This is a genomic window from Rhodobacter sp. JA431 (genome assembly GCF_900217725.1).
Lineage (GTDB): Bacteria > Pseudomonadota > Alphaproteobacteria > Rhodobacterales > Rhodobacteraceae > Rhodobacter > Rhodobacter aestuarii.
Window position 1 is genome coordinate 54,069 of sequence record NZ_OBMP01000005.1, and the last position, 20,996, is coordinate 75,064.

General features: G+C 60.7%; 19 protein-coding genes and 1 tRNA gene. 12 read left to right on the top strand and 8 right to left on the bottom strand.

The window, feature by feature from the left end:
- Positions 1–107: 107 nt before the first annotated feature.
- The 6 genes from CRO18_RS11445 to CRO18_RS11470 all read left to right on the top strand — a co-directional run bounded on the left by CRO18_RS11445 (position 108) and on the right by CRO18_RS11470 (position 7,542).
- Complete coding sequence (locus CRO18_RS11445; protein ID WP_139327788.1) at positions 108–473, top strand: hypothetical protein; 366 nt, start codon at positions 108–110, stop codon at positions 471–473.
- Positions 474–625: 152 nt separating this feature from the next.
- Positions 626–856, top strand: a complete 231-nt coding sequence (locus CRO18_RS11450; RefSeq protein ID WP_097082218.1) for a hypothetical protein — start codon at positions 626–628, stop codon at positions 854–856.
- Positions 857–929: 73 nt separating this feature from the next.
- The gene (locus CRO18_RS11455) at positions 930–3,899 is read left to right on the top strand and encodes a 2-oxoglutarate dehydrogenase E1 component (protein ID WP_076483675.1); all 2,970 of its coding nucleotides are present in this window, start codon (positions 930–932) and stop codon (positions 3,897–3,899) included.
- 1 nt (position 3,900) lies between these two features.
- Complete coding sequence (odhB, locus tag CRO18_RS11460; RefSeq protein ID WP_097082219.1) at positions 3,901–5,442, top strand: 2-oxoglutarate dehydrogenase complex dihydrolipoyllysine-residue succinyltransferase; 1,542 nt, start codon at positions 3,901–3,903, stop codon at positions 5,440–5,442.
- 128 nt (positions 5,443–5,570) lie between these two features.
- Entirely contained in the window at positions 5,571–6,959 is a 1,389-nt protein-coding gene (lpdA, locus tag CRO18_RS11465) for a dihydrolipoyl dehydrogenase (RefSeq protein ID WP_076483677.1), read from the top strand.
- 49 nt (positions 6,960–7,008) lie between these two features.
- A complete protein-coding gene (locus CRO18_RS11470; RefSeq protein WP_097082220.1) occupies positions 7,009–7,542 on the top strand; it encodes a hypothetical protein in 534 nt (177 codons plus the stop codon).
- Here CRO18_RS11470 and CRO18_RS11475 read toward each other — a convergent pair.
- The 3 genes from CRO18_RS11475 to CRO18_RS11485 all read right to left on the bottom strand — a co-directional run bounded on the left by CRO18_RS11475 (position 7,539) and on the right by CRO18_RS11485 (position 9,535).
- Positions 7,539–8,042 (bottom strand): acyl-CoA thioesterase, encoded by a 504-nt coding sequence (locus CRO18_RS11475; RefSeq protein WP_076483679.1) that lies wholly within the window; start codon positions 8,040–8,042, stop codon positions 7,539–7,541. The two genes, CRO18_RS11470 and CRO18_RS11475, sit on opposite strands and share 4 nt — an antisense overlap.
- A 78-nt stretch (positions 8,043–8,120) precedes the next feature.
- Positions 8,121–8,783 carry a GntR family transcriptional regulator gene (locus CRO18_RS11480; RefSeq protein WP_076483680.1) on the bottom strand — a complete coding sequence of 221 codons (663 nt, stop codon included), beginning with the start codon at positions 8,781–8,783 and terminating at the stop codon, positions 8,121–8,123.
- Positions 8,784–8,836: 53 nt separating this feature from the next.
- Positions 8,837–9,535 (bottom strand): M48 family metallopeptidase, encoded by a 699-nt coding sequence (locus tag CRO18_RS11485; RefSeq protein WP_097082221.1) that lies wholly within the window; start codon positions 9,533–9,535, stop codon positions 8,837–8,839.
- A 106-nt stretch (positions 9,536–9,641) separates the two neighbouring features.
- On the opposite strand from CRO18_RS11485, the gene CRO18_RS11490 reads away from it, so the two are divergent.
- From CRO18_RS11490 to CRO18_RS11510, 5 genes are all read left to right on the top strand, one after another.
- Positions 9,642–9,971 carry a TIGR02300 family protein gene (locus tag CRO18_RS11490; protein ID WP_076483682.1) on the top strand — a complete coding sequence of 110 codons (330 nt, stop codon included), beginning with the start codon at positions 9,642–9,644 and terminating at the stop codon, positions 9,969–9,971.
- Between the two features lie 190 nt (positions 9,972–10,161).
- A tRNA-Ala gene (locus CRO18_RS11495) sits at positions 10,162–10,237 on the top strand.
- Between the two features lie 172 nt (positions 10,238–10,409).
- Positions 10,410–10,709: a hypothetical protein gene (locus tag CRO18_RS11500; RefSeq protein ID WP_097082222.1), complete on the top strand. Its 300-nt coding sequence runs from the start codon at positions 10,410–10,412 to the stop codon at positions 10,707–10,709.
- Positions 10,710–10,935: 226 nt separating this feature from the next.
- Positions 10,936–11,379: a hypothetical protein gene (locus CRO18_RS11505; protein ID WP_143128631.1), complete on the top strand. Its 444-nt coding sequence runs from the start codon at positions 10,936–10,938 to the stop codon at positions 11,377–11,379.
- A gap of 351 nt (positions 11,380–11,730) precedes the next feature.
- Positions 11,731–15,336, top strand: a complete 3,606-nt coding sequence (locus CRO18_RS11510; RefSeq protein ID WP_170952647.1) for a hypothetical protein — start codon at positions 11,731–11,733, stop codon at positions 15,334–15,336.
- Positions 15,337–16,119: 783 nt separating this feature from the next.
- On the opposite strand, the gene CRO18_RS11515 is transcribed toward CRO18_RS11510, so the two are convergent.
- From CRO18_RS11515 to CRO18_RS11535, 5 genes are all read right to left on the bottom strand, one after another.
- A complete protein-coding gene (locus CRO18_RS11515; protein WP_097082225.1) occupies positions 16,120–16,401 on the bottom strand; it encodes a hypothetical protein in 282 nt (93 codons plus the stop codon).
- On the bottom strand, positions 16,398–16,703 hold the full coding sequence (locus tag CRO18_RS11520; RefSeq protein WP_097082226.1) for a hypothetical protein: 306 nt from the start codon (positions 16,701–16,703) through the stop codon (positions 16,398–16,400). Before CRO18_RS11520 ends, CRO18_RS11515 begins: the two co-directional genes overlap by 4 nt.
- Before the next feature lie 97 nt (positions 16,704–16,800).
- Positions 16,801–17,004, bottom strand: coding sequence for an AlpA family transcriptional regulator (locus CRO18_RS11525; RefSeq protein ID WP_097082227.1), 204 nt, complete (start codon positions 17,002–17,004; stop codon positions 16,801–16,803).
- Between the two features lie 69 nt (positions 17,005–17,073).
- Positions 17,074–17,763 (bottom strand): hypothetical protein, encoded by a 690-nt coding sequence (locus tag CRO18_RS11530; RefSeq protein WP_097082228.1) that lies wholly within the window; start codon positions 17,761–17,763, stop codon positions 17,074–17,076.
- Positions 17,760–18,938, bottom strand: a complete 1,179-nt coding sequence (locus CRO18_RS11535) for a site-specific integrase (protein ID WP_097082229.1) — start codon at positions 18,936–18,938, stop codon at positions 17,760–17,762. The genes CRO18_RS11530 and CRO18_RS11535 overlap by 4 nt, the downstream gene beginning before the upstream one ends.
- 303 nt (positions 18,939–19,241) lie before the next feature.
- On the opposite strand from CRO18_RS11535, the gene CRO18_RS11540 reads away from it, so the two are divergent.
- On the top strand, positions 19,242–20,909 hold the full coding sequence (locus CRO18_RS11540) for a site-specific integrase (protein WP_143128632.1): 1,668 nt from the start codon (positions 19,242–19,244) through the stop codon (positions 20,907–20,909).
- Positions 20,910–20,996 lie beyond the last annotated feature (87 nt).

A 20,996-nucleotide genomic window follows, 5' to 3' on the forward strand; every position in this document is an offset into this window, starting at 1 on the left:
GCGACCCCGCTCGTTACCGCCAAGCGACCTTAGGCCGTTTCGCCGTATCGAGTGCCTCGGTTCACCGAGGATCAAAGGCCGGACGCGGTCAGAAACGGGAGGTTCGAATGAGATCGCACAAGATGATGGGCACCGCCCTTCTGATCAGCCTGTCGCTCGCCGGATGCGGCACCGCCAATTATGTTGGCGTGTCTGATACCACGGGTGCGACGATGGATGGCCGCGGTCAGGTTCTGCCCTCCGCTTATGGCCCGATCACCACCTACCCGATCGTGACGACGCAAAAAGTTCCGCAAGGCACCACGCCCACCGGCTCGACCGGCTATGCAATGGCGAATTCGGCGCGCAGTAATGCGACCATCGTCGATGGCACCGCCGCGACCTGTGGCCCGGAAAATGCAGGCGGCAATTATGACATTGCCTGCGCACAAGCCGCAGGTCTGCCGAGCGCCGCCTATCCCTATCGTAACTGATCTTTGGAGCCGTAATGCCCCGCCTTTTGTCGGCCCTTCTGGCCGCTCCCCTGATGCTAACTCTTGCGGCCTGCGACGATAGGCCGTGTTGCACTGCGCCCAGCGCAGTAGGGGCGATGGCGCCGCCGATTCCGGCGGGACGTCAGTCAAAAATGGATTTCGAGGCATTGACCGGCATCCGCTCGGACGCGGTGGCCGCCATCACCGGTACGGCGAATGGCAGCTACGTCTATTACGATCCGTTCGCAGCGCCGCCTGCCGCCGTGGAGGCCGCGCCCGCGCATCTGTGTGCGCAGCACGGAAAAGCGCTCAAAGAGAGCTATATCACCGAACCCGAAGACCATATGCCCGGCATGAAGGTGCTCGTCATCACGTGCCAATGACACCGAATTGTCGCGGCGCATTCCGCGCCGTGACGCCCACAGCCCCTCAACCCGATCTCGCAAGGATCATCAGATGAACGATCACTCTCCGAACGACCAGCTGCATGCTTCGTCCTTCCTGCAAGGGGCGAATGCAGATTATGTCGAACAGCTTTACGCCAATTACGCCAATGACCCGAATTCGGTGGACCCGGCTTGGGCAGCTTTCTTCGCCTCGCTGGGGGACAGCGAAGTAGATGCAAAGCGCTCGGCCCATGGGCCGAGCTGGGCGCGTGCCGACTGGCCGCCGAGCCCGGAAGACGATCTGACCGCCGCGATGACGGGCGAATGGCCGATGCCGGTGGCGCCGAAAGAAACCAAAGCGGCGAGCGAAAAGATTGCCGCAGCGGCAAAAGCGGCAGGCGTTGAAGCCTCGGAAGAGGCGATCAAGCGCGCCGTGCTCGATTCCATCCGCGCGCTGATGATCATTCGTGCCTACCGGATCCGGGGCCACCTGATTGCCGATCTGGACCCGCTCGGCATGCGCGCGGGCGACCCCCATCCGGAACTGGACCCGCGGTCTTACGGCTTCACCGATGCCGATATGGATCGCCCTATCTTCATCGACAACGTGCTCGGGCTGCAAATCGCCTCGATGCGCCAGATCATCGACGTGCTCAAACGCACCTATTGTGGCACCTTCGCGCTGCAATACATGCACATCTCCAACCCCGAGGAAGCGGGCTGGCTGAAAGAGCGTATCGAAGGCTACGGCAAAGAAATCCAGTTCACCCGGGAAGGCCGTCGCGCCATTCTCAACAAGCTGGTAGAAGCCGAGGGTTTTGAGAAGTTCCTGCATGTCAAATACACCGGCACCAAACGTTTCGGCCTTGATGGGGCCGAGGCGCTCATTCCGGCGATGGAACAGATCATCAAACGCGGTGGCGCGCTCGGTCTGAAAGAGGTCGTCATCGGCATGCCGCACCGGGGCCGGTTGAACATCCTCGCCACGGTGATGCAAAAACCCTATCGCGCGATCTTCCACGAGTTTCAGGGCGGCTCTTACAAGCCCGATGATGTGGATGGTTCGGGCGATGTGAAATACCACCTCGGCGCCTCGTCGGACCGCAGCTTTGACGGGCAAACCGTCCACCTGTCGCTGACCGCGAACCCCAGCCACCTTGAGGCGGTGAACCCGGTGGTGCTGGGCAAGGTCCGCGCCAAGCAAGACCAACTCAACGATGACCCGCGCACACAAGTGTTGCCGGTGCTTTTGCATGGTGATGCGGCTTTTGCTGGCCAAGGCGTTGTTGCCGAATGTCTCCAGCTTTCGGGCATTAAGGGGCACCGCACCGGCGGCTGCATCCATATCGTTGTGAACAACCAAATCGGCTTCACCACGGCGCCGCACTTCTCGCGCACTTCGCCCTATCCGACCGATATCGCCCTGATGGTGGAAGCGCCCATCTTCCACGTGAACGGCGACGACCCGGAAGCGGTCGTGCATGCCGCGAAAGTGGCGACCGAGTTCCGCCAGAAATTCGGCAAAGACGTGGTCATTGATATGTTCTGCTACCGTCGCTTCGGGCACAACGAAGGCGATGAGCCGATGTTCACCAACCCGGCGATGTACAAAAACATCAAAGGCCACAAAACCACGCTTCAGCTTTACACCGAGCGTCTGGTCGCGGACGGGCTGATCCCCGAAGGCGAAATTGACGATATGAAAGCCGCCTTCCAAGCGGTGCTGAACGAGGAATACGAGGCCGGTAAACAGTTCCGCCCGAACAAGGCGGACTGGCTCGATGGCCGTTGGAAGCACCTTGATCGGCAAACTTCGGATTACGATGCTGGCGTGACCCCGGTGTCGCCCGAACTCTTTGCCGAAGTGGGCAAGGCGCTGACCACCTACCCGGAGGATTTTGAAATCCACCGCACCGTGGCACGCCAACTCGAAGCCAAGAAAGCCATGTTCGAAAAAGGCGAGGGCTTTGACTGGGCCACCGCCGAAGCATTGGCGTTCGGCACGCTATTGGCCGAGGGGTTCCCGGTGCGTTTGGCGGGCCAAGACTGTGCGCGTGGCACCTTCAGCCAACGCCATTCGGCGCTGATCAACCAATCCACCGAAGAACGCTATTACCCGCTCAACCACATCAAACCTGGTCAGGCAAAATACGAAGTCATCGACTCGATGCTGTCGGAATATGCCGTGCTTGGGTTTGAATATGGCTATTCGCTGGCCGAGCCGAACGCGCTGACGCTGTGGGAAGCACAGTTTGGCGATTTCGCCAACGGCGCGCAGATCATGTTCGACCAGTTCATCAACTCGGGCGAACGCAAATGGCTGCGGATGTCGGGGCTGGTTTGCCTCCTGCCGCATGGGTTTGAAGGCCAAGGGCCCGAGCACTCCTCGGCGCGGCTGGAGCGTTTCTTGCAGCTTTCGGCGGAAGATAACTGGATCGTCGCAAACTGCTCAACGCCTGCGAACTACTTCCACATTCTGCGCCGTCAGATCCACCGCAACTTCCGCAAACCGCTCATCTTGATGACGCCGAAATCGCTTCTGCGCCATCCGCTGTGCACCTCTAAGGCGGAAGATTTCACCACTGGCTCGTTCTTCCGGCGCGTGAACTGGGATGATGCCGATGGCCAACACCACGGCAATTCGGAACTGACGCTCAAACCCGATGCCGAGATCAAACGCGTCGTGATCTGCTCGGGCAAGGTCTACTACGATCTGCTGGCCGAGCGCGACAAACGCGGGCTTGAAGATGTCTACATCCTGCGGCTTGAACAATTCTATCCGTTCCCGGCGCATTCGATGGTGACCGAGCTTGGCCGCTTCAAGGATGCCGAGGTGATCTGGTGCCAAGAAGAGCCGCGCAACCAAGGCGGCTGGACCTTCGTCGAGCCGAACCTTGAATGGGTTCTGTCGAAAATCGGCGCGAAGCACGGTCGTCCGCGCTACGCGGGCCGGGCGGGTTCCGCCTCTCCGGCGACCGGTCTCGCCTCGCGCCACAAGGCAGAGCAAGACGCGCTCGTCAACGACGCGCTGGAGGGCTGATATGACCGATGTTCGTGTCCCCACGCTTGGCGAAAGCGTCACCGAGGCCACCGTTGCCACTTGGTTCAAAAAACCGGGCGAGACGGTCAGCGCCGACGAGATGCTGTGCGAGCTTGAAACTGACAAGGTGACGGTCGAGGTCCGCGCCCCCGAAGCCGGGGTGCTGGCCGAGATCGTGGCCTCAGAGGGCGAGACGGTGGGCGTGAATGCCCTGCTTGCCACGCTGACTTCCGCAGGCGCCGGTGCGGCGCCCGCGCAACCCAAATCCGAAGGCAAGGCTGTCCGGGAAGAAGCCACGCCGGTTACTCAAGAGGTCAAGATGACGGATGTAATGGTGCCTGCGCTGGGCGAAAGCGTGTCGGAAGCCACCGTTTCCACCTGGTTCAAGAAAGCTGGGGACAGTGTCGCGCTGGATGAGATCCTGTGTGAGCTTGAAACGGATAAAGTCTCGGTCGAGGTGCCCTCCCCCGTGGCAGGCACGCTGAGCGAGATCTTTGCCGGTGAAGGCGACACCGTGGCCGCAGGGGGCAAGCTGGCCATCGTCGCCGAAGGCGCGGGCGGCGCGGCTCCGGCCCCGCAAAAAGCCGCCGCCCCGGCGGCGGCCCCTGCCCCGGCTGCGGGCGGCAAAGATGTTGAACATGCGCCCGCTGCGAAAAAGGCGATGGCCGAGGCAGGTCTTTCGCCCGATCAAGTCACCGGCACGGGCCGCGACGGCCGTATCATGAAAGAAGATGTGGCCGCCGCTGCCGCAGCGACCCCGGCCCCCGCCCCCGCGACCACGCAAGTCTCGATCGCGCCGCCGCCGGCTTCGGTGCCGCGCGCCCCGGTGCCTGCCGAAGACGCCGCGCGCGAAGAACGGGTGAAAATGACCCGCCTGCGCGCCACCATCGCGCGCCGCCTGAAAGACGCGCAAAACACCGCCGCGATGCTGACCACCTATAACGAGGTGGATATGTCGGCGGTGATGGAACTGCGCAACGCCTACAAAGACCAGTTCGAGAAAAAGCACGGCGTGAAACTGGGCTTCATGTCCTTCTTTGTGAAGGCCTGCTGCCACGCGCTCAAAGAAGTGCCCGAGGTGAACGCCGAAATTGATGGCGGCGACATCATCTACAAAAACTACGTCCATATGGGCGTGGCTGTGGGCACGCCGTCGGGGCTTGTTGTGCCGGTGGTGCGTGATGCCGATGCCAAAGGCTTTGCGACGATTGAAAAAGAGATCGGCGCACTGGGCAAACGCGGCCGCGATGGCAAGCTGACCATGGCGGAAATGCAAGGCGGCTCCTTCACCATCTCGAACGGTGGCGTTTACGGCTCGCTGATGTCGAGCCCGATCTTGAACCCGCCGCAATCGGGCATTTTGGGCATGCACAAAATCCAAGAGCGCCCGATGGTGATCAAAGGCCAGATCGTGATCCGCCCGATGATGTATCTGGCGCTGAGCTACGACCACCGCATCGTCGATGGCAAAGGCGCGGTGACCTTCCTCGTGCGCGTCAAAGAAGCGCTCGAAGATCCGCGCCGCTTGCTAATGGATCTCTGATCTCACGCTCAGGGGCGGCCCCGCGCCGCCCCTTCTTTTCCACCCCCTTCGACTTGGTGAAAATATCCTCGGGGGGTCTCGGGGGGCAGACAGCCCCCCGGCGCGATCAGTCAAAAAGGACGAAACCCATGGCAGAATTCGACGTTATCGTGATCGGCGGCGGCCCGGGCGGCTATGTCTGTGCCATTCGCTGCGCCCAATTGGGGCTCAAAACCGCCTGTGTCGAGGGGCGCGGTGCGCTTGGCGGCACCTGCCTCAATGTGGGCTGCATCCCCTCCAAGGCGCTGCTTCATGCCACGCATGAACTGCATGAAATGCATGAGAACTTCGACAAAATGGGCCTCACCAATGCCAAGGTGAAGGTCGATTGGGCGAAGATGCAATCTTACAAACAAGACGTGATCGACGGCAACACCAAGGGCATCGAGTTCTTGTTCAAAAAGAACAAGGTCACCTATCTGCAAGGCTGGGGCTCGATCCCGGCGGCGGGTCAGGTGAAAGTCGGCGACGAGGTGCATTCGGCCAAGAACATCGTCATCGCAACCGGGTCTGAGGCCGCAAGCCTGCCCGGCATCGAGATTGACGAGCAAACCGTGGTCACCTCCACCGGTGCGCTGAGCCTGCCGAAAATCCCCAAATCCATGGTGGTGATTGGCGCGGGCGTGATTGGGCTTGAGCTTGGCTCGGTCTACAAACGTCTTGGCGCCGATGTGACTGTGGTCGAATATCTCGACGCGATCACCCCGGGCATGGATGCCGAGGTCGCCAAAGGCCTGCAAAAGATCCTCACGAAACAGGGGCTCAACTTCGTTTTGGGCGCCGCCGTGAGCGGGGTCGAAAAATCGAAGAGCAAGAACACCGTCAAATACACCCTGCGCAAAGATGACAGCGCCCACGAGATTGAGGCCGAAGTGGTGCTGGTGGCAACGGGCCGCAAACCCTTCACCGGCGGTTTGGGGCTTGAGGCGCTCGGCGTTGAGATGCTGCCGCGCGGTCAGGTGAAAACCAACGACCATTGGGCGACCTCGGTCCCCGGCCTCTATGCGATTGGCGATGCGATTGTGGGCCCGATGCTCGCCCACAAGGCCGAAGACGAAGGCATGGCCGTGGCCGAAGTGATTGCGGGCAAACATGGCCATGTGAATTACGACGTGATCCCCGGCGTCATCTACACCACGCCCGAGGTTGCCTCGGTCGGCAAAACCGAAGAGGTGCTGAAGCAAGAAGGCCGCGCCTATAGGGTGGGCAAGTTCTCCTTCATGGGTAATGGCCGCGCGAAAGCGGTGTTCCAAGCTGATGGGTTTGTGAAACTGCTCGCAGATGCGACGACGGACCGGATTTTGGGCTGCCACATCATCGGCCCCGGCGCGGGCGACCTGATCCACGAGGTTTGCGTGGCGATGGAATTTGGCGCCTCGGCCCAAGACCTCGCGCTGACCTGCCACGCCCACCCGACCTATTCGGAAGCGGTGCGCGAAGCCGCCCTTGCCTGCGGCGACGGCGCGATCCACGCGTAAAGATCGAAGGGCGGCCTTGCGGGGCCGCCCCTCATTACAAGGTCACGTTATGAAACGCTTTCTTATTCAGACCTTTCTGACCGCTTCGCTTGTTGCAAGCCCCGGCGCGGCGCAAGACCGGGTTCAAGCCTATCTCGATATGTTTGACACTTGGTGCCTGTCGCGGCTTCAAGACCCAACGCAGGATTGGGAAGCACACTACCCGAAGGCAGGGCACGGCGTTTCGTCCCATTTCGAAGTCAACAACATTCCCCAAAGCACCTACAAGCGCGTTTATGAGCCGTTTGGTCTTGCCCTTGAGCAGGAAAAACATACCTGCAGGGTCAGCGAAGAGGACCCAAAATTCACTCTGCAAGAGGGCATCGCCCTGCAAGATGGGCTTACGCGGCTCATGGCACGCCGTTACCCGGACCTTCTGGTGCAAGACGACCGAAGTTTGTCGGCGTTTGATCTTAACCGGACATGGACAGATGGCCCAGCCGGAACAGAGAAAGCCCATTGGGGCGTGATCTATCTGAAGTTCGGCGGCGACCTAGAGGGAACCGGCACAACCCTCGCCCTTCCCCGCGGGAGCGGGCTTTAGTCGGTTTTCCCCAACGCGGCGGCTTCCATCTGCGCTTCGTGTTCGCGCCGCAGCGCCTTGCGCAGTTCCGCCGCTTTCCAGCGCAGCTTCTCGGTTTCGTTTGCAGGTTCAAGCGGCGGCACCGGCACGGTTTTGCCCGCCTCATCCACCGCTACCATGGTAAAATAGCAGCTGTTGGTGTGGCGTCGCGTGCCCTCGCGGATATTTTCCGCCTCAACCCGGATGCCAATCTCCATCGACGAGCGCCCAGTATGGTTTACGCTGGCGCGAAACCGCACCAATTCGCCCACATGGATCGGCTCTTTAAAGATCACTTGGTCGACCGAGATCGTCACCGCGTAGCGGCCCGAATAGCGCGAGGCGAGCGAGAACGCGACCCTGTCGAGCCAGTTGAGCAGCGCGCCGCCGTGCACCTTGCCCGAGAAATTGGCAAGATCGGGCGTCATCAGCACCGTCATTTCAAGCGTTTTGCGTTCTTCTTCGGTGAGCGTGTTGGTCATGGCTGCCTCGCAATTCATGCGGCCCCTGACTAACCTGCCGCTGTAAAACTTTCTACGCTCGATCCTGCGACCAAGCGTCTAACCCGCCAGATGGCGCAAGCCTTGCGTCACATCGGTGCGCACCGCCAGCCGCAAGCCCGGCTCATCGCCGGCCCGCAACGCCGCCAGAATCAACCGGTGATGGCGCGGCGGCTCGTTGCGGGGCACCTTGTCGTAAAGCGCGCGCATCGTGGGGCCAAGCTGAAGCCAGACCGTTTCAAGCACCGCCAGCATCGCCGGGGCCTGCGCGCGCAAATAAAGCGTGCGGTGAAATTCCAAATTGGTGCGGATAAAGCTCACCGCATCCGCTTTTGCAACGGCTTCGGCATTGGCGGTGTTGATCGTGGCCAAGCGGTCAATCAGCGCAAGGTGCGCGCGTGGCAGGGCGCGCGAGGCCAGTTCCGGCTCTATCAGCGCGCGCAGCGCCGCCAATTCCTCGATCCGTTCATTGGTGAGTTCCGGCGTTGCCACACGGCCAGAGGACGACAGCGTCAAAGCCCCTTCCGCCACCAAGCGCCGCAATGCCTCGCGCACCGGGGTCATGGACAGGCCGAATTGCTTGCCAAGACCGCGCAACGTCAGCGCCTGGCCGGGCAGCATCTCCCCCACCAAGATTTGCTGGCGCAAGATCCGATACAGCCGATCATGCGCTGCCGCTTCCGCGGGCAAAGGTTTGGTGGGGCGTGGCAGGGTCTCAGACATGCGCCTTTGTGATCACAAATGGAGCGCTCGTCAATGTGACCCAGCGTCCCGCGTCACTCGCGCAGCCGGATCGCCTGCAAGGCGCCGCCATGCGCCTTCAGCCAAGCCCGATGTGGCGCATAATCTGGCATCAACCGCGCCACCACGGCCCAAAACGCCGGAGAATGATTCATCTCCGCCAGATGTGCCACCTCATGGGCGGCGACATAATCGAGCACCTCGGGCGGGGCCATAATCAACCGCCATGAATAGCTCAGCGAGCCATCCGCCGCGCAAGAGCCCCAGCGCGAGCGTGTGTCGCGCAAGGTGATCCGCTTGAAGGGCCGCCCGAGCGCCTTGGCATGACGCTCCGTCGCTTCTTGCAGGCGCATCCTTGCGCAATGCTTCAAGAAGGTCTCAAGCCGAGCCCCTAGGCGTTCTTCCCCACCGGGCACCAAGAGCCGGTCGCCCTCCACCTTTGGCGCGCGCAACCGGGCCTCTTCAATGCGCAGATCGCGCCCCTCAAAAGGAAGTGTCTCGCCAAAGCCGGGACGCCGCACCGAGGGCAACTTTTCCAGCGCCCCACGCAGCCAAGCGCTTTGCCCTTGCGCAAAGGCCACCGCCTCCGACATCCGTGCCCGCAACGGCATGGTCAGCGTCACCGCGCCATCAATCCGGCTCACCCGCAACGAAAACCGCCGCGCCCGGGCCGAGCGGCGCACCGCCACCGCAACACCGGGCAGATCGGGCAAAACAAGCGAGTTGTCGGTCATTTGCGAGCAGCTTTGAACAATTGGAACGCGAAAAGGCTTTGACACCCCGTTGCGGTTGTGGCAATCGGCTGCGACTCTGTGCGAACGAGCCTGCCAGGAGACTTCCATGCCGAAAGAGGAATGGGGCGTCAAGCGCCTCTGCCCGCATTGTGCGAGCCGGTTCTACGATCTGACCAAGGACCCGATGACCTGCCCGGTTTGCGGCAACAGCTTCACGCTGGAAAGCCTGACCGCTGCGGGCCGTGGCCGTGTGATGGTGGCCGATAAAGCCGCGCCGCGCGAAACCGAGGTTGATGTCGAGGATCTGACCGAAGACGATCTCGATGATGATAGCGGCGACGTCGATCTTGACGACGATCTGCTTGAAGATGACGAGGACGATAACGTCTCGCTCGATGACATCGCTGATGTCGCGAGCAATGAAGATGAGAGCTGAGCCAAGCGGCCAAGCCATCTGACGAACGGGGCGCAAGGGCAACCTTGCGCCTTTTTCTTTGCCACATGGGACGCGCTGCGGGGCGATGAAAAAAATTCTGCGCCAGCGCCGAAATTCCTCTTGCGCCCGCCCGAGCCTCCCCGTATAGACCCCCCACGCAAGACGCACAGCGGATTGCAGACCTCACGGTGGGGCCATAGCTCAGTTGGGAGAGCGCTTGAATGGCATTCAAGAGGTCAGGGGTTCGACTCCCCTTGGCTCCACCAAATCTCCTCAAGTAAGCAACTGAAAAGATAAGATAAAGCTGTATTGGCGAACTCTTGTCCCGCCATTTGTCCCGCCAGCGGGAAGGCGTTTCAAATCTCTCAGCATCCTCCGGCCCGCAGTCGCGTGCCGCGTCATCAAGCCCGCATGGGGCAGATCGAAGGAAGCAGAAAGATGACCGAAACCACAGGAACCATTGCCGACCTGTTCGAACGCCACCAGATCGCCGAGCGCGCTTTTGCCGAGGCGCAGGACCAAGGCGCTTCCGAAGAAGCCTTAGATGCGCTCTATGTTGAATGGACGGCAATCACACAACGCGCTCTCGCGCTCCCTGCCAGCACTGCCGAGGATTCGGCGCGCCAGATTGTCATGGCGCTGGATGCGCCGGAGGCCGGGGCTTCAACTTTTGAGGCGGTTCTGGTGCGGAACGCCCGTGCCGCCCTCGGGCTCCATGTCAACTGCACGGCGGCCTGACTAAAAAACGGCCCCGCAAATGGCGGGGCCATTCACTTTGCTCGCGGTCCCTTCCTCGTCGCTTCGCGTCCAAATTCGGGGTGCCGGGGGTGTCGAGGGGGTGGGGGAGGGGTCAAAAATCGCGCGCGCGGTTGAGCCACTCCACCTCCGCCCGCGCGGCTTTTCAAAAATTTTTCAGAAAGCGCTGTGCATCGCTCGAATTTGCGTCCCGCATTATTCTGGGCGCATGTACACAATCATCTCCCTGCCCCCGCGCCCCGCCCGCATTTCTGCCAAGGTTCGCAAAGCCGTCGAACTGATGGTTACGGAAGCACTCCCAATCGTGAAGGCTGCCGAGGGTGCAGGCATGTCCCGACAAGGACTTAGCAAAGCGCTGCGCCGGCCAGAGGTGCAGGATTTCAAGGCTGAGGTTGAGGCAAGGTTTGTGGCAGAAATGGACCTCCTGCGCGCCAGAGCCGAGGCCGTCGCGATTAAAACCGGTCTGGAGTTGATGCGCTCAGCGAAGTCAGAAACCGTTCGTGCGCGCCTCGTTGAATTCTTTGCCTCGGGTGGAAAAAGCGGTGCTGGCGTCAATGTTCATGTCGATGCTCGGCACGTTGCCCCTCAGGGATATATATATCCTGAAGCTCCGTCGCGGGCATTGGCAACCACGACAGACACGGGAAACTGAACGCCATTAACAGCACCGAAGGGCGTCGATCCACGCGATTACCAAACCACGCGGTCGGTTATTTGGCCTGACTCGAGCGATCTACTGCCCGCGAGACTGCGGCATCGCATCCGTAGCAATCTGCGATAGCGACCGTTCCTGAGTCCCATTGGGGGCACGACACCGCGCGCCGCGCCTCAGGCAATGCGGCGAATTCCGTCGACGGCCAGATCAAATGATACCTTTTGTGCTCAGAACCCGCAGTAGCATCCGCGCGCTTCCTGCATGAGCCATTTGGCCGTTTTTTGACGCAACCTCAAACCTTGATGTCGCAGAACATCTCAATGTGCATAGCACTCGGTTCGCGCTTCTATGGCGCACTTGTTTTACATTGCACCTGCTTTAACCTGCCCTCGCCTGGAACTGGCAGATTGCGTGCAGAAAATGCCTGACTTTACGCACAAACGCTTCGATGACCGTATTCTTGACCGCGAGGATGATGGCGGCGCATTCGAACGTTTTGTCGATGAATTCCTGAGCCGGCAAGAGCCGGATACGGCCTTGGTCCGGGGTTTGGCCAAGGGGCCGGACGGCGCTATCGATCTGTCAGACCAAGACGCTCCGATCACACGGATCGTCGAATGCAAGTTCATCGGCGCGCAAAGCAAGGACAAGGCCGCGGACCGATGGGGACAGGTGCGAAGCAACCTTGAGAACAATTTGCCTCCCCTCGCCGCAGGAGACGACAAGGGACGGGGTAGATACCGCCCTTGGCTCCGGTCGCAGGGCAATCTGTCGACATATACTTTTGTCACTTCGGCGATCGCCGCCAGCACCGACGAACGCACCACCCTGAAGCGCTCCATCGAAGAGTTCTTCGCCGACTTGTCGGACCAGCATCCGGATCTGAATCACCTGCGCCGCCTCAAGGTGGAGCTGCGCTACTGGGACGACCTGATCGGTAAGGCCGCCTCATTTCCGCAGCTCTTTTATCGTTGGTTTGGCGGGTTGCCGTATGGCTACGGCGATATTGCGCTCAGTTTCGGGTCAGAAGCTGGCTTCAAGCGGTTCCTGGAAAGCCGCCACCTGCCCTATTTCAGTCGCGATGCTTATTTGGAGGAAACGGGCGGCAAGCGGATCTCGCACTTCGAGTCGACGCTCGACCATCTCACGACGGGCAACGGGCCGCGGACGGGGGTGATTTCCGGCCCCGGCGGGGTTGGCAAGACCCGGCTGGCCATCGAGTTGTGCGAAGCGGCGCGCCAACGCGACTGGTGGCCGGTGCGCCTCGACCGCAAGGCACAGGCCACCGATCTGACCAAGCTTTGCCAAAGCCATGCAACGGGTGCCCGGCTCCTGCTTTTTGTCGACTATGCCGAAGCCTGCGAAGACCTCGAAGGATTTGCGACCGAAATGGGCCGACTGGCTCTTGAAGGGGGGCATCAGTTGTCCCTGCTGGCCTCGACGCGGGCAAGTTCGATCCAGCAGGTTCTCGACCGTCTGTCTGCGCTGGCACCCGAGGAAACCGTTCTTGATCCGGAGGCGGACCCGGCCTTCGACGCCTGGGTGGTGCGCAAGATTCTGGCGCATTTCGCGGTTCCGGAGGCCGAGGCGGTTGCGCAAAGCTGTTCGGGGCTGCCGGTGATGGCCGCCTTCGCGGGCTTCTTGCTGCAAAGCGACAAGGCCCAGTTCGAAAAGCAGTTCGGAAATCTTGCCGCGGTCAAGGATTTCGCCGATTGGTCCGCCCGACGCCTGCAAGCCATCGAAGATCGCTTTCAGGGGCAACTGGTGCGACGTCTGCTGGCAGAACTGGCGGTTCGCCTTCCGATGCCGGAAGCCGAGGTCGAAGCCTTTCGCGCGACCTCGGAGGTGCATGATCAACTTTTTGCCGTGCTCCGGGCCGATCACTGGATCGAGCCCGAGGGGGCGGGTTTTGCGGCGGCGCATGACGTTCTGGCCGATGCGATGCTGGCGCGGCACCTCTCGGAGATGCCTAAAGATGAACAGCTCCGGTTGCAGACGCTTTTGATCGCGGCGCTGACCGAGGGGCGTCTGGATCGCTGCCTTGCCGCGGTGGACCGGCTGGGGGCGCATCCGGTGTTCGCCAGGCTTTCCGGGTGCAAGGCGGTCAAGACTCTCTTGCGCCGTGACCGGGAACGGACCCTTGCGGCCCTTCCGATGCTGGCGCAAAGCCGCCTGCTTCCGCCTTCAGACCTGATCGCAGTGCTGGCCGAAGAGCCTGATGTGGGCGATCGCCTGGCCAAGGAACCACAGTCACATCTGGTGCTGGCACGGGCGGCGGAATGGGCGGCGCTGCACGCGGGCGACGCGATGCCCCGCGCCACGGCAGAGGTCGCGCTGGCCGCGCCTCTTGCCACGGCAACCGACTGGCCCAACCCCAGCAACATCATCCTGCGCTGCGCCCATGCCTTTGATCCTGCGCGCTACGAGGGGCGCGTTCTGGACCGGATCGTTGCCGAACCCGGCGCGCTCAGCACGCATTACCTTCTGGTCTCGCTGCTGCGTTGGGGCACGCCGCCCGAGACGGTCCGACCGCATTTGCTGAAATGGTTGCCTCAGAACGAAACCGCGCGAAAGGCATCCTTCGTCTACAAAAGCTGGCTCGATGCCACGGGCGAGGCCGAGGCGGTGCGCACGCCCCTCCTTGGCTGGCTCGAACAGCACGGCGCCACCCCCGAAGCGCAGTTCGTCTACAAAAGCTGGCTCGATGCCACGGGCGAAGCCGGGGCTGAGGCGGTGCGCGCGCCCCTCCTTGGCTGGCTCGAACAGCACGGCGCCACCCCCGAGGCGCGGTTCGTCTACAAAAGCTGGCTCGATGCCACGGGCGAAGCCGGGGCGGTGCGCGCGCCCCTCCTTGGCTGGCTCGAACAGCACGGCGCCACCCCCGAGGCGTCGTTCGTCTACCAAAGCTGGCTCGATGCCAAGGGCGAAGCCGGGGCGGTGCGCGCGCCCCTCCTTGGCTGGCTCGAACAGCACGGCGCCACCACCGAAGCGCAGTTCGTCTACAAAAGCTGGCTCGATGCCACGGGCGAAGCCGAGGCGGTGCGCGCTCCCCTCCTTGGCTGGCTCGAACAGCACGGCGCAACCCTCGACGCGAGGTTCGTCTACAAAAGCTGGCTCGATGCCACGGGCGAGGCCGGGGCGGTGCGCGCGCCCCTCCTTGGCTGGCTCGAACAGCACGGCGCAACCCCCGAGGCGCAGTTCGTCTATCGAGCCTGGCTCGATGCCACGGGCGAGGCCGAGGCGGTGCGAGATCACCTGATCGCATGGATCGAAATCAATTCTTCGCAGGAGGAAGCGGATTTTGTTTTTCGCGCATGGCTCGAAGCCGGTGAGCCGCTGGACCCGATCAAGGCGGCATGCGAGGCATGGTTGTTCCAGCATTGGCAGAGCGAAGAGGCCGTCTATCTGACGAAGGCGCTGTCCATGGCCCATGACTTGTCGCCCAAGGGCGTTGCCTGCATCATTGCCTGGGCAGGAACCCATCCGGAGAGCGAAGATGCAATCTTCAGGCTCAGCCGGGTCAGCAACAGGTTTGCAAATCTTCCCCTCAACGATTCGTTCCGAGCATTGATTGCCTGGTCGGTTGAGGCTGTTCTGGGCAAGCTTCTGGTCGCGTCACAGGTTTCGGAAAATGAACAGCAGACAACCACGTGGCTTCTTGAGAATCTCTCTCAAAGCTCGTTCGCGCGAAATCTTCACTGGATTGAAACTCTTGAACATTTCTGTGCCTGCCTTCGGCACGGGGGACTATTGAGGTACCACGAGGGCCTGCCATGTGATCGCTTCACCTTGCTTCTTCATGACGCCCTGGCCCTGCGGCTGCTCGACCCGCTTGCCGATGCTTGTGCGATCCGTCACGTCCATGATCTGATCCGGCAAGGGGTGCCCCCTTCGGAGTATGCCCAGTTGATCGCGCACGGCTATCTGCCACCGCCGCCCTCGGAGGATCGATGAGCGACACACCAGACCTGCCAGATTTCACCCGCGAACAATTCGATCAGCTCTTCAAGGGCGGGACTATCTCGGGCGTCGTGTATCCTTGTTGCCCGCCACAAGGCGCGAAGCGCCGTGAGTGGGGACAGGCCATAAGGTAGCGAGATCGGCGTCCAGCGCCCCCGTTTCGACCTTCCCGACAAGTTTTTACGTGAGACGAAATCGAAACTTTCCACCGTCAAGTTTGCAGATGTGAAACCGCCCACGAAAGCACCGTTACACCCTATCACCTTGAAAACACGGGAATCGCGAAAAGATGCTTTGCGAAAAAGTGGGCGAAAGGTGGTCTTCATGCCGCGCGAGACGCCCCAAAATGACGAACGCGCGTGCGCGTCAAATGAGAAACGGAAAAATCGGGCCGCGAATATCTTACGCCTCGGAACACCTAAGTTCTGAACTTTCGCGCAGAGGATTCTTAAGTCTTGCTGGTAGGAGAGAACCGGAGGGAGGGCATAGGACGACAAGCCCCGGCGCAAACCGAGGTTGTCCCCATGCCCTACACGATCTTGCTGGCCGGAGCCGAACCGTCGCTTCGGGCCTCACCGTGCGCGTGATCTGCGCCGCTGAGTTGACCGCTACTTTCGACACACTCGATCACTTGTGCCGGGTGACGCGCTTCGGTCTTTCGGACTGCGCTTTGCCTTTGTCACCGCCCCGTGGTAGGCATCGCGGAGTTTGGCCCCACTGTCGTTACCGTCAGCCAAACCCCAGCGCCCGCCATGCCCGGCGGGCGTTCTTCGTTTTTCAACTTGGCTTGAATCGCTCAGGCAACATTGCCTCAAGAGCGGAGCCGTCCTTGCCCGAAAGCTGGTGCCAGAACCGCAGGAGCGCGCCGCGGCTACGGAACCACATGCGATTGTCCCACAAGGCTTCCAAGCCCGCCTCACCGTCCCGTTGACGCTGAATGGCCCACTGCCAATTGTCGGCGCAGGCAATCACGCGCCACCTGCCTGCGCGCCAGATCTCACCGGAATAGGTGTTCGATCTTTCTCGGCCATCGTAGTTTCGAAAAGGGGCGACGTTCATGCGGCCTTTTCCTCCCCGATCCTGCGGACCAAGCACGCAAGACAATACCGGGCGTGATTTCCGGGAAACTCACCGCCGTGGCGCTCTGTGGTTTTTTCGATCAGAACGCCCAACTTGCGCAGGTCATGAACATAGGCAGACCAACGCGGGCCGGGATGGTCAAACGGCGCGCAGCCCTTTGATCCCGCCGCAATCAGGGCTTCGAGCGCCCAGCGCTCGCGGCCTGTAACTTCGATTGGGAAGGGGGCAGCGCCTCCGATCTGAACGGAGAAACGCGCCGCGCCCCAAATTGCTTTGGCCATTTGGCACACCTCACGGTTGCCCAGCCAAGCCGAAACCGGTATCCTAGAGTTGCGAATATTGGATACCGCCCCCGGCCGGAAGGCTGGGGGTTTTCATTTAGGCGGCGTCGTTCGCCAGTTCGGGGAATTGCTCGATGATTTCCGCCTTCGTCCAGCGGGTCATTCCGCCGATCTTGGTCGGCGCTGGCAGATAACCAGTCTTCTTCCAGCGCCAGATCGTCGCAACGCTCACCTCAAGCAAAGCAGCAAGTTCTCGGGTGTTAAGGTAGGTCTTCGCGAATTTACGTTCTAAGATGCTCATCCTATCGCTCCTACTTTTGGGGATAGAGCGAACTTCTCTAATCTGGTCGCAGAAAGGAAATTGATTAATTCAGGGCTCCGAGCGAATTAATTTTGCGACGTCGAAAAGCGATAGATGCCGCTGGTGTTCTGCTCCATTGTGAAGGTCTAATAGCCGTGCCATCCGGCCTTCATCCAACTGCTCAACCGCCCATTGGCAGGCGCCGTCTATTGTTTCAACGTGACGCAATCCCAAGGCATCTATGACAGCTTTGACCGTTTTGGCGAACAGGTCGCTTCCGCTTTTCCCACGAAAAGTTGGCTTTCTACCGGTCCCAATTACAAAGATCTCAGCGACCGCGAATGCAATAGACCGCACGGCGAGGTTTGTAGGGCGCCCCCTTCCCCCTTCTTCGGCACCCAGCCTTTTAAGCTGATCCCGCCAGCATTCCAGACCGGGACTCAGCACAGTCAAGGAACTGATAGCGGCTCCTACATGATCAGGCCATCCACCGTTACGCTCCTCCGGCGAAGTCGATACAAGGTTCACTGTTGTCCGCGCGTCATCAGTGAGGCCCTGAAGTCTTATCAAAACAGACGCAATATCTCGCTCTAGTGTTTCGATTTGTTTGGCGGATTTGCGCGCCTGATGCGCGTCAAATGCCACTAAACCACCATTTGTATTTAGGTGTAGGGCCAAACGGCGTGCCTCGTGCGGGGCAATGACTTTAACTCGTTCCCAACCGATTGGGGTTAGCGCGACTTCCAATTCTGGAATCATGCCCGCACCATCTCAACCACTTGCCCGGCTTCCCCGGTCGCATACCGTCCCCATGCGTCCATCAACGCGCGGCGGCGCTCAAATAGGTCGCTTCGCGCATAGGCTCTTTCCACAGCGTTTCCGGTGGCATGGGCAAGTGCTGCTTCGGCAACTTCTCGATCCGCATGAGCGCTCTCGCTTGCCCAATCGCGAAAGGTCGAGCGGAAACCGTGGGTTGTGAACCCTTCCCGCCCCATCCGCTTGAACAGCCCTTTGAATACCATGTCCGACATTGGCCGCGCCTCGTTCGATTTCGAGCGCTGAACGGACGGGAACACAAAATCAGCATCGAGCCCGCGCACAGTCTTGAGAACGGAAAGCGCCGGCTCACAGAGCGGCACCCGATGCGCAATGCCACGCTTCATCCGCTCTGCCGGAACATTCCAAACCCGCGCCTCAAGGTCGATTTCGGCCCAGCGAGCGCCGCGCGCCTCACCGCTGCGCGCCGCGGTCAGTATCAGGAATTCGAGGCAACGCGCCGCAATGGCATCACGCGCGCCAAGTTGCGCCCAGAAGGCGGGAAGGTCGCCCCACGGCAGTGCTGCCATGTGGTCGCCCGAGGCTTTCACAACCGGCAGCGCCTTCGTCAAGCCATCGACCGGGTTTGCCTCAGAATATTGCCCGGCCCCTCTCGCCCAATCAAACACGGCTGAAATGCGCTGCCGCACGCGCTTTGCCGTTTCGGGCTTTGCAGTCCAGATCGGCTCAAGCGCGCGCAAAATATCGGCGCTGGTGATGGTGTGAAGCGGGCGGTTCCCGAAATGTGGGTTCGCGTAAGCCTCGATTGAGGCCAGCCACGTTTCGGCGTGCTTGCGGTTCTTCCAAGTCGGCAAAAGCTGGGCGTGCAGTTTTGCGGCGGCTTTGGCGAAAGTGAGACTCTCTTGCCGCCTCTTTGTGTCTGGGTCACCCCCTTGGCGGGCAATCTTCCGATATTGCCGCGCGAGTTCCCGCGCCTCCGCGAGCGGCACCAATGGCGCGGGACCAAGCCCGAGTTCCCGACGCCTGCCATGAACCACGGTGCGCAAGATCCAAGACTTCGCCCCGGTCGGCCCAATTCGCAGATAAAGCCCATCGCCGTCGCCATACATCCCCGGCTCGCGCTTCGCCTCGATGCCTTTGACAGTCAGCTTCGCCATTGCAGCGCCCCCCTTGTCCCACCATTTGTCCCGCCAGAAGGGGTGGGACAGATTGACAAAATGGCGGGACAGATTTGATACGGCATGATGGTAGTTGAAAACAGATGAGCCATAAAGTAAAAAGAAAGCAGGATGTTACTAAGATTGAATGAGACGTCTTGAGAGGGTTTGGTTGTGTGGTTCGGTAGACCTTGGCTCCACCAAATCTCCTCATAGATCAACAAGAACAATAACTTGCTGAAAATGAAGAGCTATTTTCCAAGGGTGTTACGCTGAGGTGTTACAGTGGAGCGCCTTACGAAGATGCCAGGACACACCCGACTGTACCGTCGCGGAGCCGTCTACTACCACCGCGCAGCCGTCCCCACAGACATCGCCGCAACCTATGGCAAGCGAGAAGAAACCTTCTCCCTGAAAACCCGCGACTACGCAGAAGCCGTTCGCCGGGTCAGGATTGCTGCCGTTGAAGTAGACAGAAAATTCGATGAGCATCGGCTTAGGCTGGCGCGTCAGCATGGCCCGGTGCTGTCCGAACTGACGCCGCTGCAGCTTTCCACCATCAAGGCCACCTACCTGCATCACCTGCTCGATGAAGACGAGGAGATCAGGCTGGATGGTTTCGAAGAGGTCGAAGAGCAGGACGGCGAACGCGCTCTTGTGTCGGAGAAGCGGTTTGAACCGCGCCCAACCTTCGAAGAGCATGAAGAGCTGATCGAAGATTTAGACGCCATCAATCGCTACAATCTGGCTCGTGGCAAACAAGACCCCTTCTTCAGGGCTGAGGCCGAAGATGTTCTCACATGGGACGGAATTGGCATCAGGCTGGCGGCGAACTCGCCCAGCTGGCCGCGTCTTATTCGCGCCCTTCAGGAGGCCCACAGAGAGGCCACAGACGCCATCAAGCGCCGCAACCAGGGTGATACCGTTCCAACGCCACCAAACCCGTCTGAGGGCGCCTCAGCGTCTCCTGGGGGACGCCTCCTTTCTGAGGCCGCAAATGCCTGGGCAGACGAAAAATCTCGGAGTGCATGGTCTCCGAAGGTGCGTGACGACTATCTTGGTTGGATGCAGATGTTCATCGAAGTCGCGGGCGACCGACCGATCACAGATTACCAAAAGAAAGATGCCAGAGCCTTCAAGGAAGTGCTGCTTAAGCTGCCCGCAAACAGCCAGAAAAAGGCCGAGACTCGTGGACTTCCGATTGCGCAAGCTGCAGAAAAGGCCGCGCAGCTTGGGCTAGAGCCGATGAGCATCTCCACCCTGAATAAAGCGCTCAATCGCGTAGGTGCGTTCTGGAATTGGGCAGAGGGCCATTTTGACGAGGTGCAGGCAAATCTGTTCAAGGGGCTGTCGGTACGCAACAACGTCGCCGCCAGAGACCAACGCGCCCCCTTCAGTCAAGAAGAACTCGCAAAGCTCTATGCAAGCCCGCTGTTTACTGGCTGCCGATCTGAACGCTTTGCGTCAGAGCGGGGGAGCGTCATTCCCCATAACTCTGAGCGGTTTTGGCTTCCCCTCATGGGCCTGCTCACAGGTGCCCGGATGAACGAACTTTGCCAGCTTCGCGTTGACGATGTGAAGGAGCAGAACGGCATCCCCTTCCTGTTCATTACCAATGAAGGAGATGAGCAGCGCGTGAAGACAACAAACGGCAAGCGGCGCGTTCCATTGCACAAGCACCTGCTGGACTTGGGTTTTCTCGATATGGTCCACGCGCGGAAGGCAGAGGGGAGCGCGAGGGTCTTTCCCGCGCTCAAGCTGAGCAAGCAGGGTTATTACTCTGAGACCTTCTCGAAGTTCTTTAGCCGCTACCTTGAGAACATCGGCATCAAGAGCGACAAGACTTCCTTCCATTCGCTTCGCCACAACTTTGAGGATGCCTGCCGCGCGGCAAAGATCAGCGGTGAGGTGATGGATGCCCTGCAAGGTCACGCGGAGGGCGGTCACCAGCGCCCACAGGCTGCCCCGTGAGCGCCATCGCTGACAATCCCGAGTCACGCCAAGGCCATCCGAAGATGGTCCCCAGCGCGGCCCGAGAGGTCACCCTAGCGGGGTTCG

What these genes read in the sequence shown, in the direction of transcription:
- CRO18_RS11445 (WP_139327788.1), top strand. Translation starts at nt 108, where the DNA reads ATGAGATCGCACAAGATGATGGGCACCGCCCTTCTGATCAGCCTGTCG.
- CRO18_RS11450 (WP_097082218.1), top strand. Translation starts at nt 626, where the DNA reads ATGGATTTCGAGGCATTGACCGGCATCCGCTCGGACGCGGTGGCCGCC.
- CRO18_RS11455 (WP_076483675.1), top strand. Translation starts at nt 930, where the DNA reads ATGAACGATCACTCTCCGAACGACCAGCTGCATGCTTCGTCCTTCCTG.
- odhB (WP_097082219.1), top strand. Translation starts at nt 3,901, where the DNA reads ATGACCGATGTTCGTGTCCCCACGCTTGGCGAAAGCGTCACCGAGGCC.
- lpdA (WP_076483677.1), top strand. Translation starts at nt 5,571, where the DNA reads ATGGCAGAATTCGACGTTATCGTGATCGGCGGCGGCCCGGGCGGCTAT.
- CRO18_RS11470 (WP_097082220.1), top strand. Translation starts at nt 7,009, where the DNA reads ATGAAACGCTTTCTTATTCAGACCTTTCTGACCGCTTCGCTTGTTGCA.
- CRO18_RS11475 (WP_076483679.1), bottom strand. Translation starts at nt 8,042, where the DNA reads ATGACCAACACGCTCACCGAAGAAGAACGCAAAACGCTTGAAATGACG.
- CRO18_RS11480 (WP_076483680.1), bottom strand. Translation starts at nt 8,783, where the DNA reads ATGTCTGAGACCCTGCCACGCCCCACCAAACCTTTGCCCGCGGAAGCG.
- CRO18_RS11485 (WP_097082221.1), bottom strand. Translation starts at nt 9,535, where the DNA reads ATGACCGACAACTCGCTTGTTTTGCCCGATCTGCCCGGTGTTGCGGTG.
- CRO18_RS11490 (WP_076483682.1), top strand. Translation starts at nt 9,642, where the DNA reads ATGCCGAAAGAGGAATGGGGCGTCAAGCGCCTCTGCCCGCATTGTGCG.
- CRO18_RS11500 (WP_097082222.1), top strand. Translation starts at nt 10,410, where the DNA reads ATGACCGAAACCACAGGAACCATTGCCGACCTGTTCGAACGCCACCAG.
- CRO18_RS11505 (WP_143128631.1), top strand. Translation starts at nt 10,936, where the DNA reads ATGTACACAATCATCTCCCTGCCCCCGCGCCCCGCCCGCATTTCTGCC.
- CRO18_RS11510 (WP_170952647.1), top strand. Translation starts at nt 11,731, where the DNA reads ATGGCGCACTTGTTTTACATTGCACCTGCTTTAACCTGCCCTCGCCTG.
- CRO18_RS11515 (WP_097082225.1), bottom strand. Translation starts at nt 16,401, where the DNA reads ATGAACGTCGCCCCTTTTCGAAACTACGATGGCCGAGAAAGATCGAAC.
- CRO18_RS11520 (WP_097082226.1), bottom strand. Translation starts at nt 16,703, where the DNA reads ATGGCCAAAGCAATTTGGGGCGCGGCGCGTTTCTCCGTTCAGATCGGA.
- CRO18_RS11525 (WP_097082227.1), bottom strand. Translation starts at nt 17,004, where the DNA reads ATGAGCATCTTAGAACGTAAATTCGCGAAGACCTACCTTAACACCCGA.
- CRO18_RS11530 (WP_097082228.1), bottom strand. Translation starts at nt 17,763, where the DNA reads ATGATTCCAGAATTGGAAGTCGCGCTAACCCCAATCGGTTGGGAACGA.
- CRO18_RS11535 (WP_097082229.1), bottom strand. Translation starts at nt 18,938, where the DNA reads ATGGCGAAGCTGACTGTCAAAGGCATCGAGGCGAAGCGCGAGCCGGGG.
- CRO18_RS11540 (WP_143128632.1), top strand. Translation starts at nt 19,242, where the DNA reads ATGCCAGGACACACCCGACTGTACCGTCGCGGAGCCGTCTACTACCAC.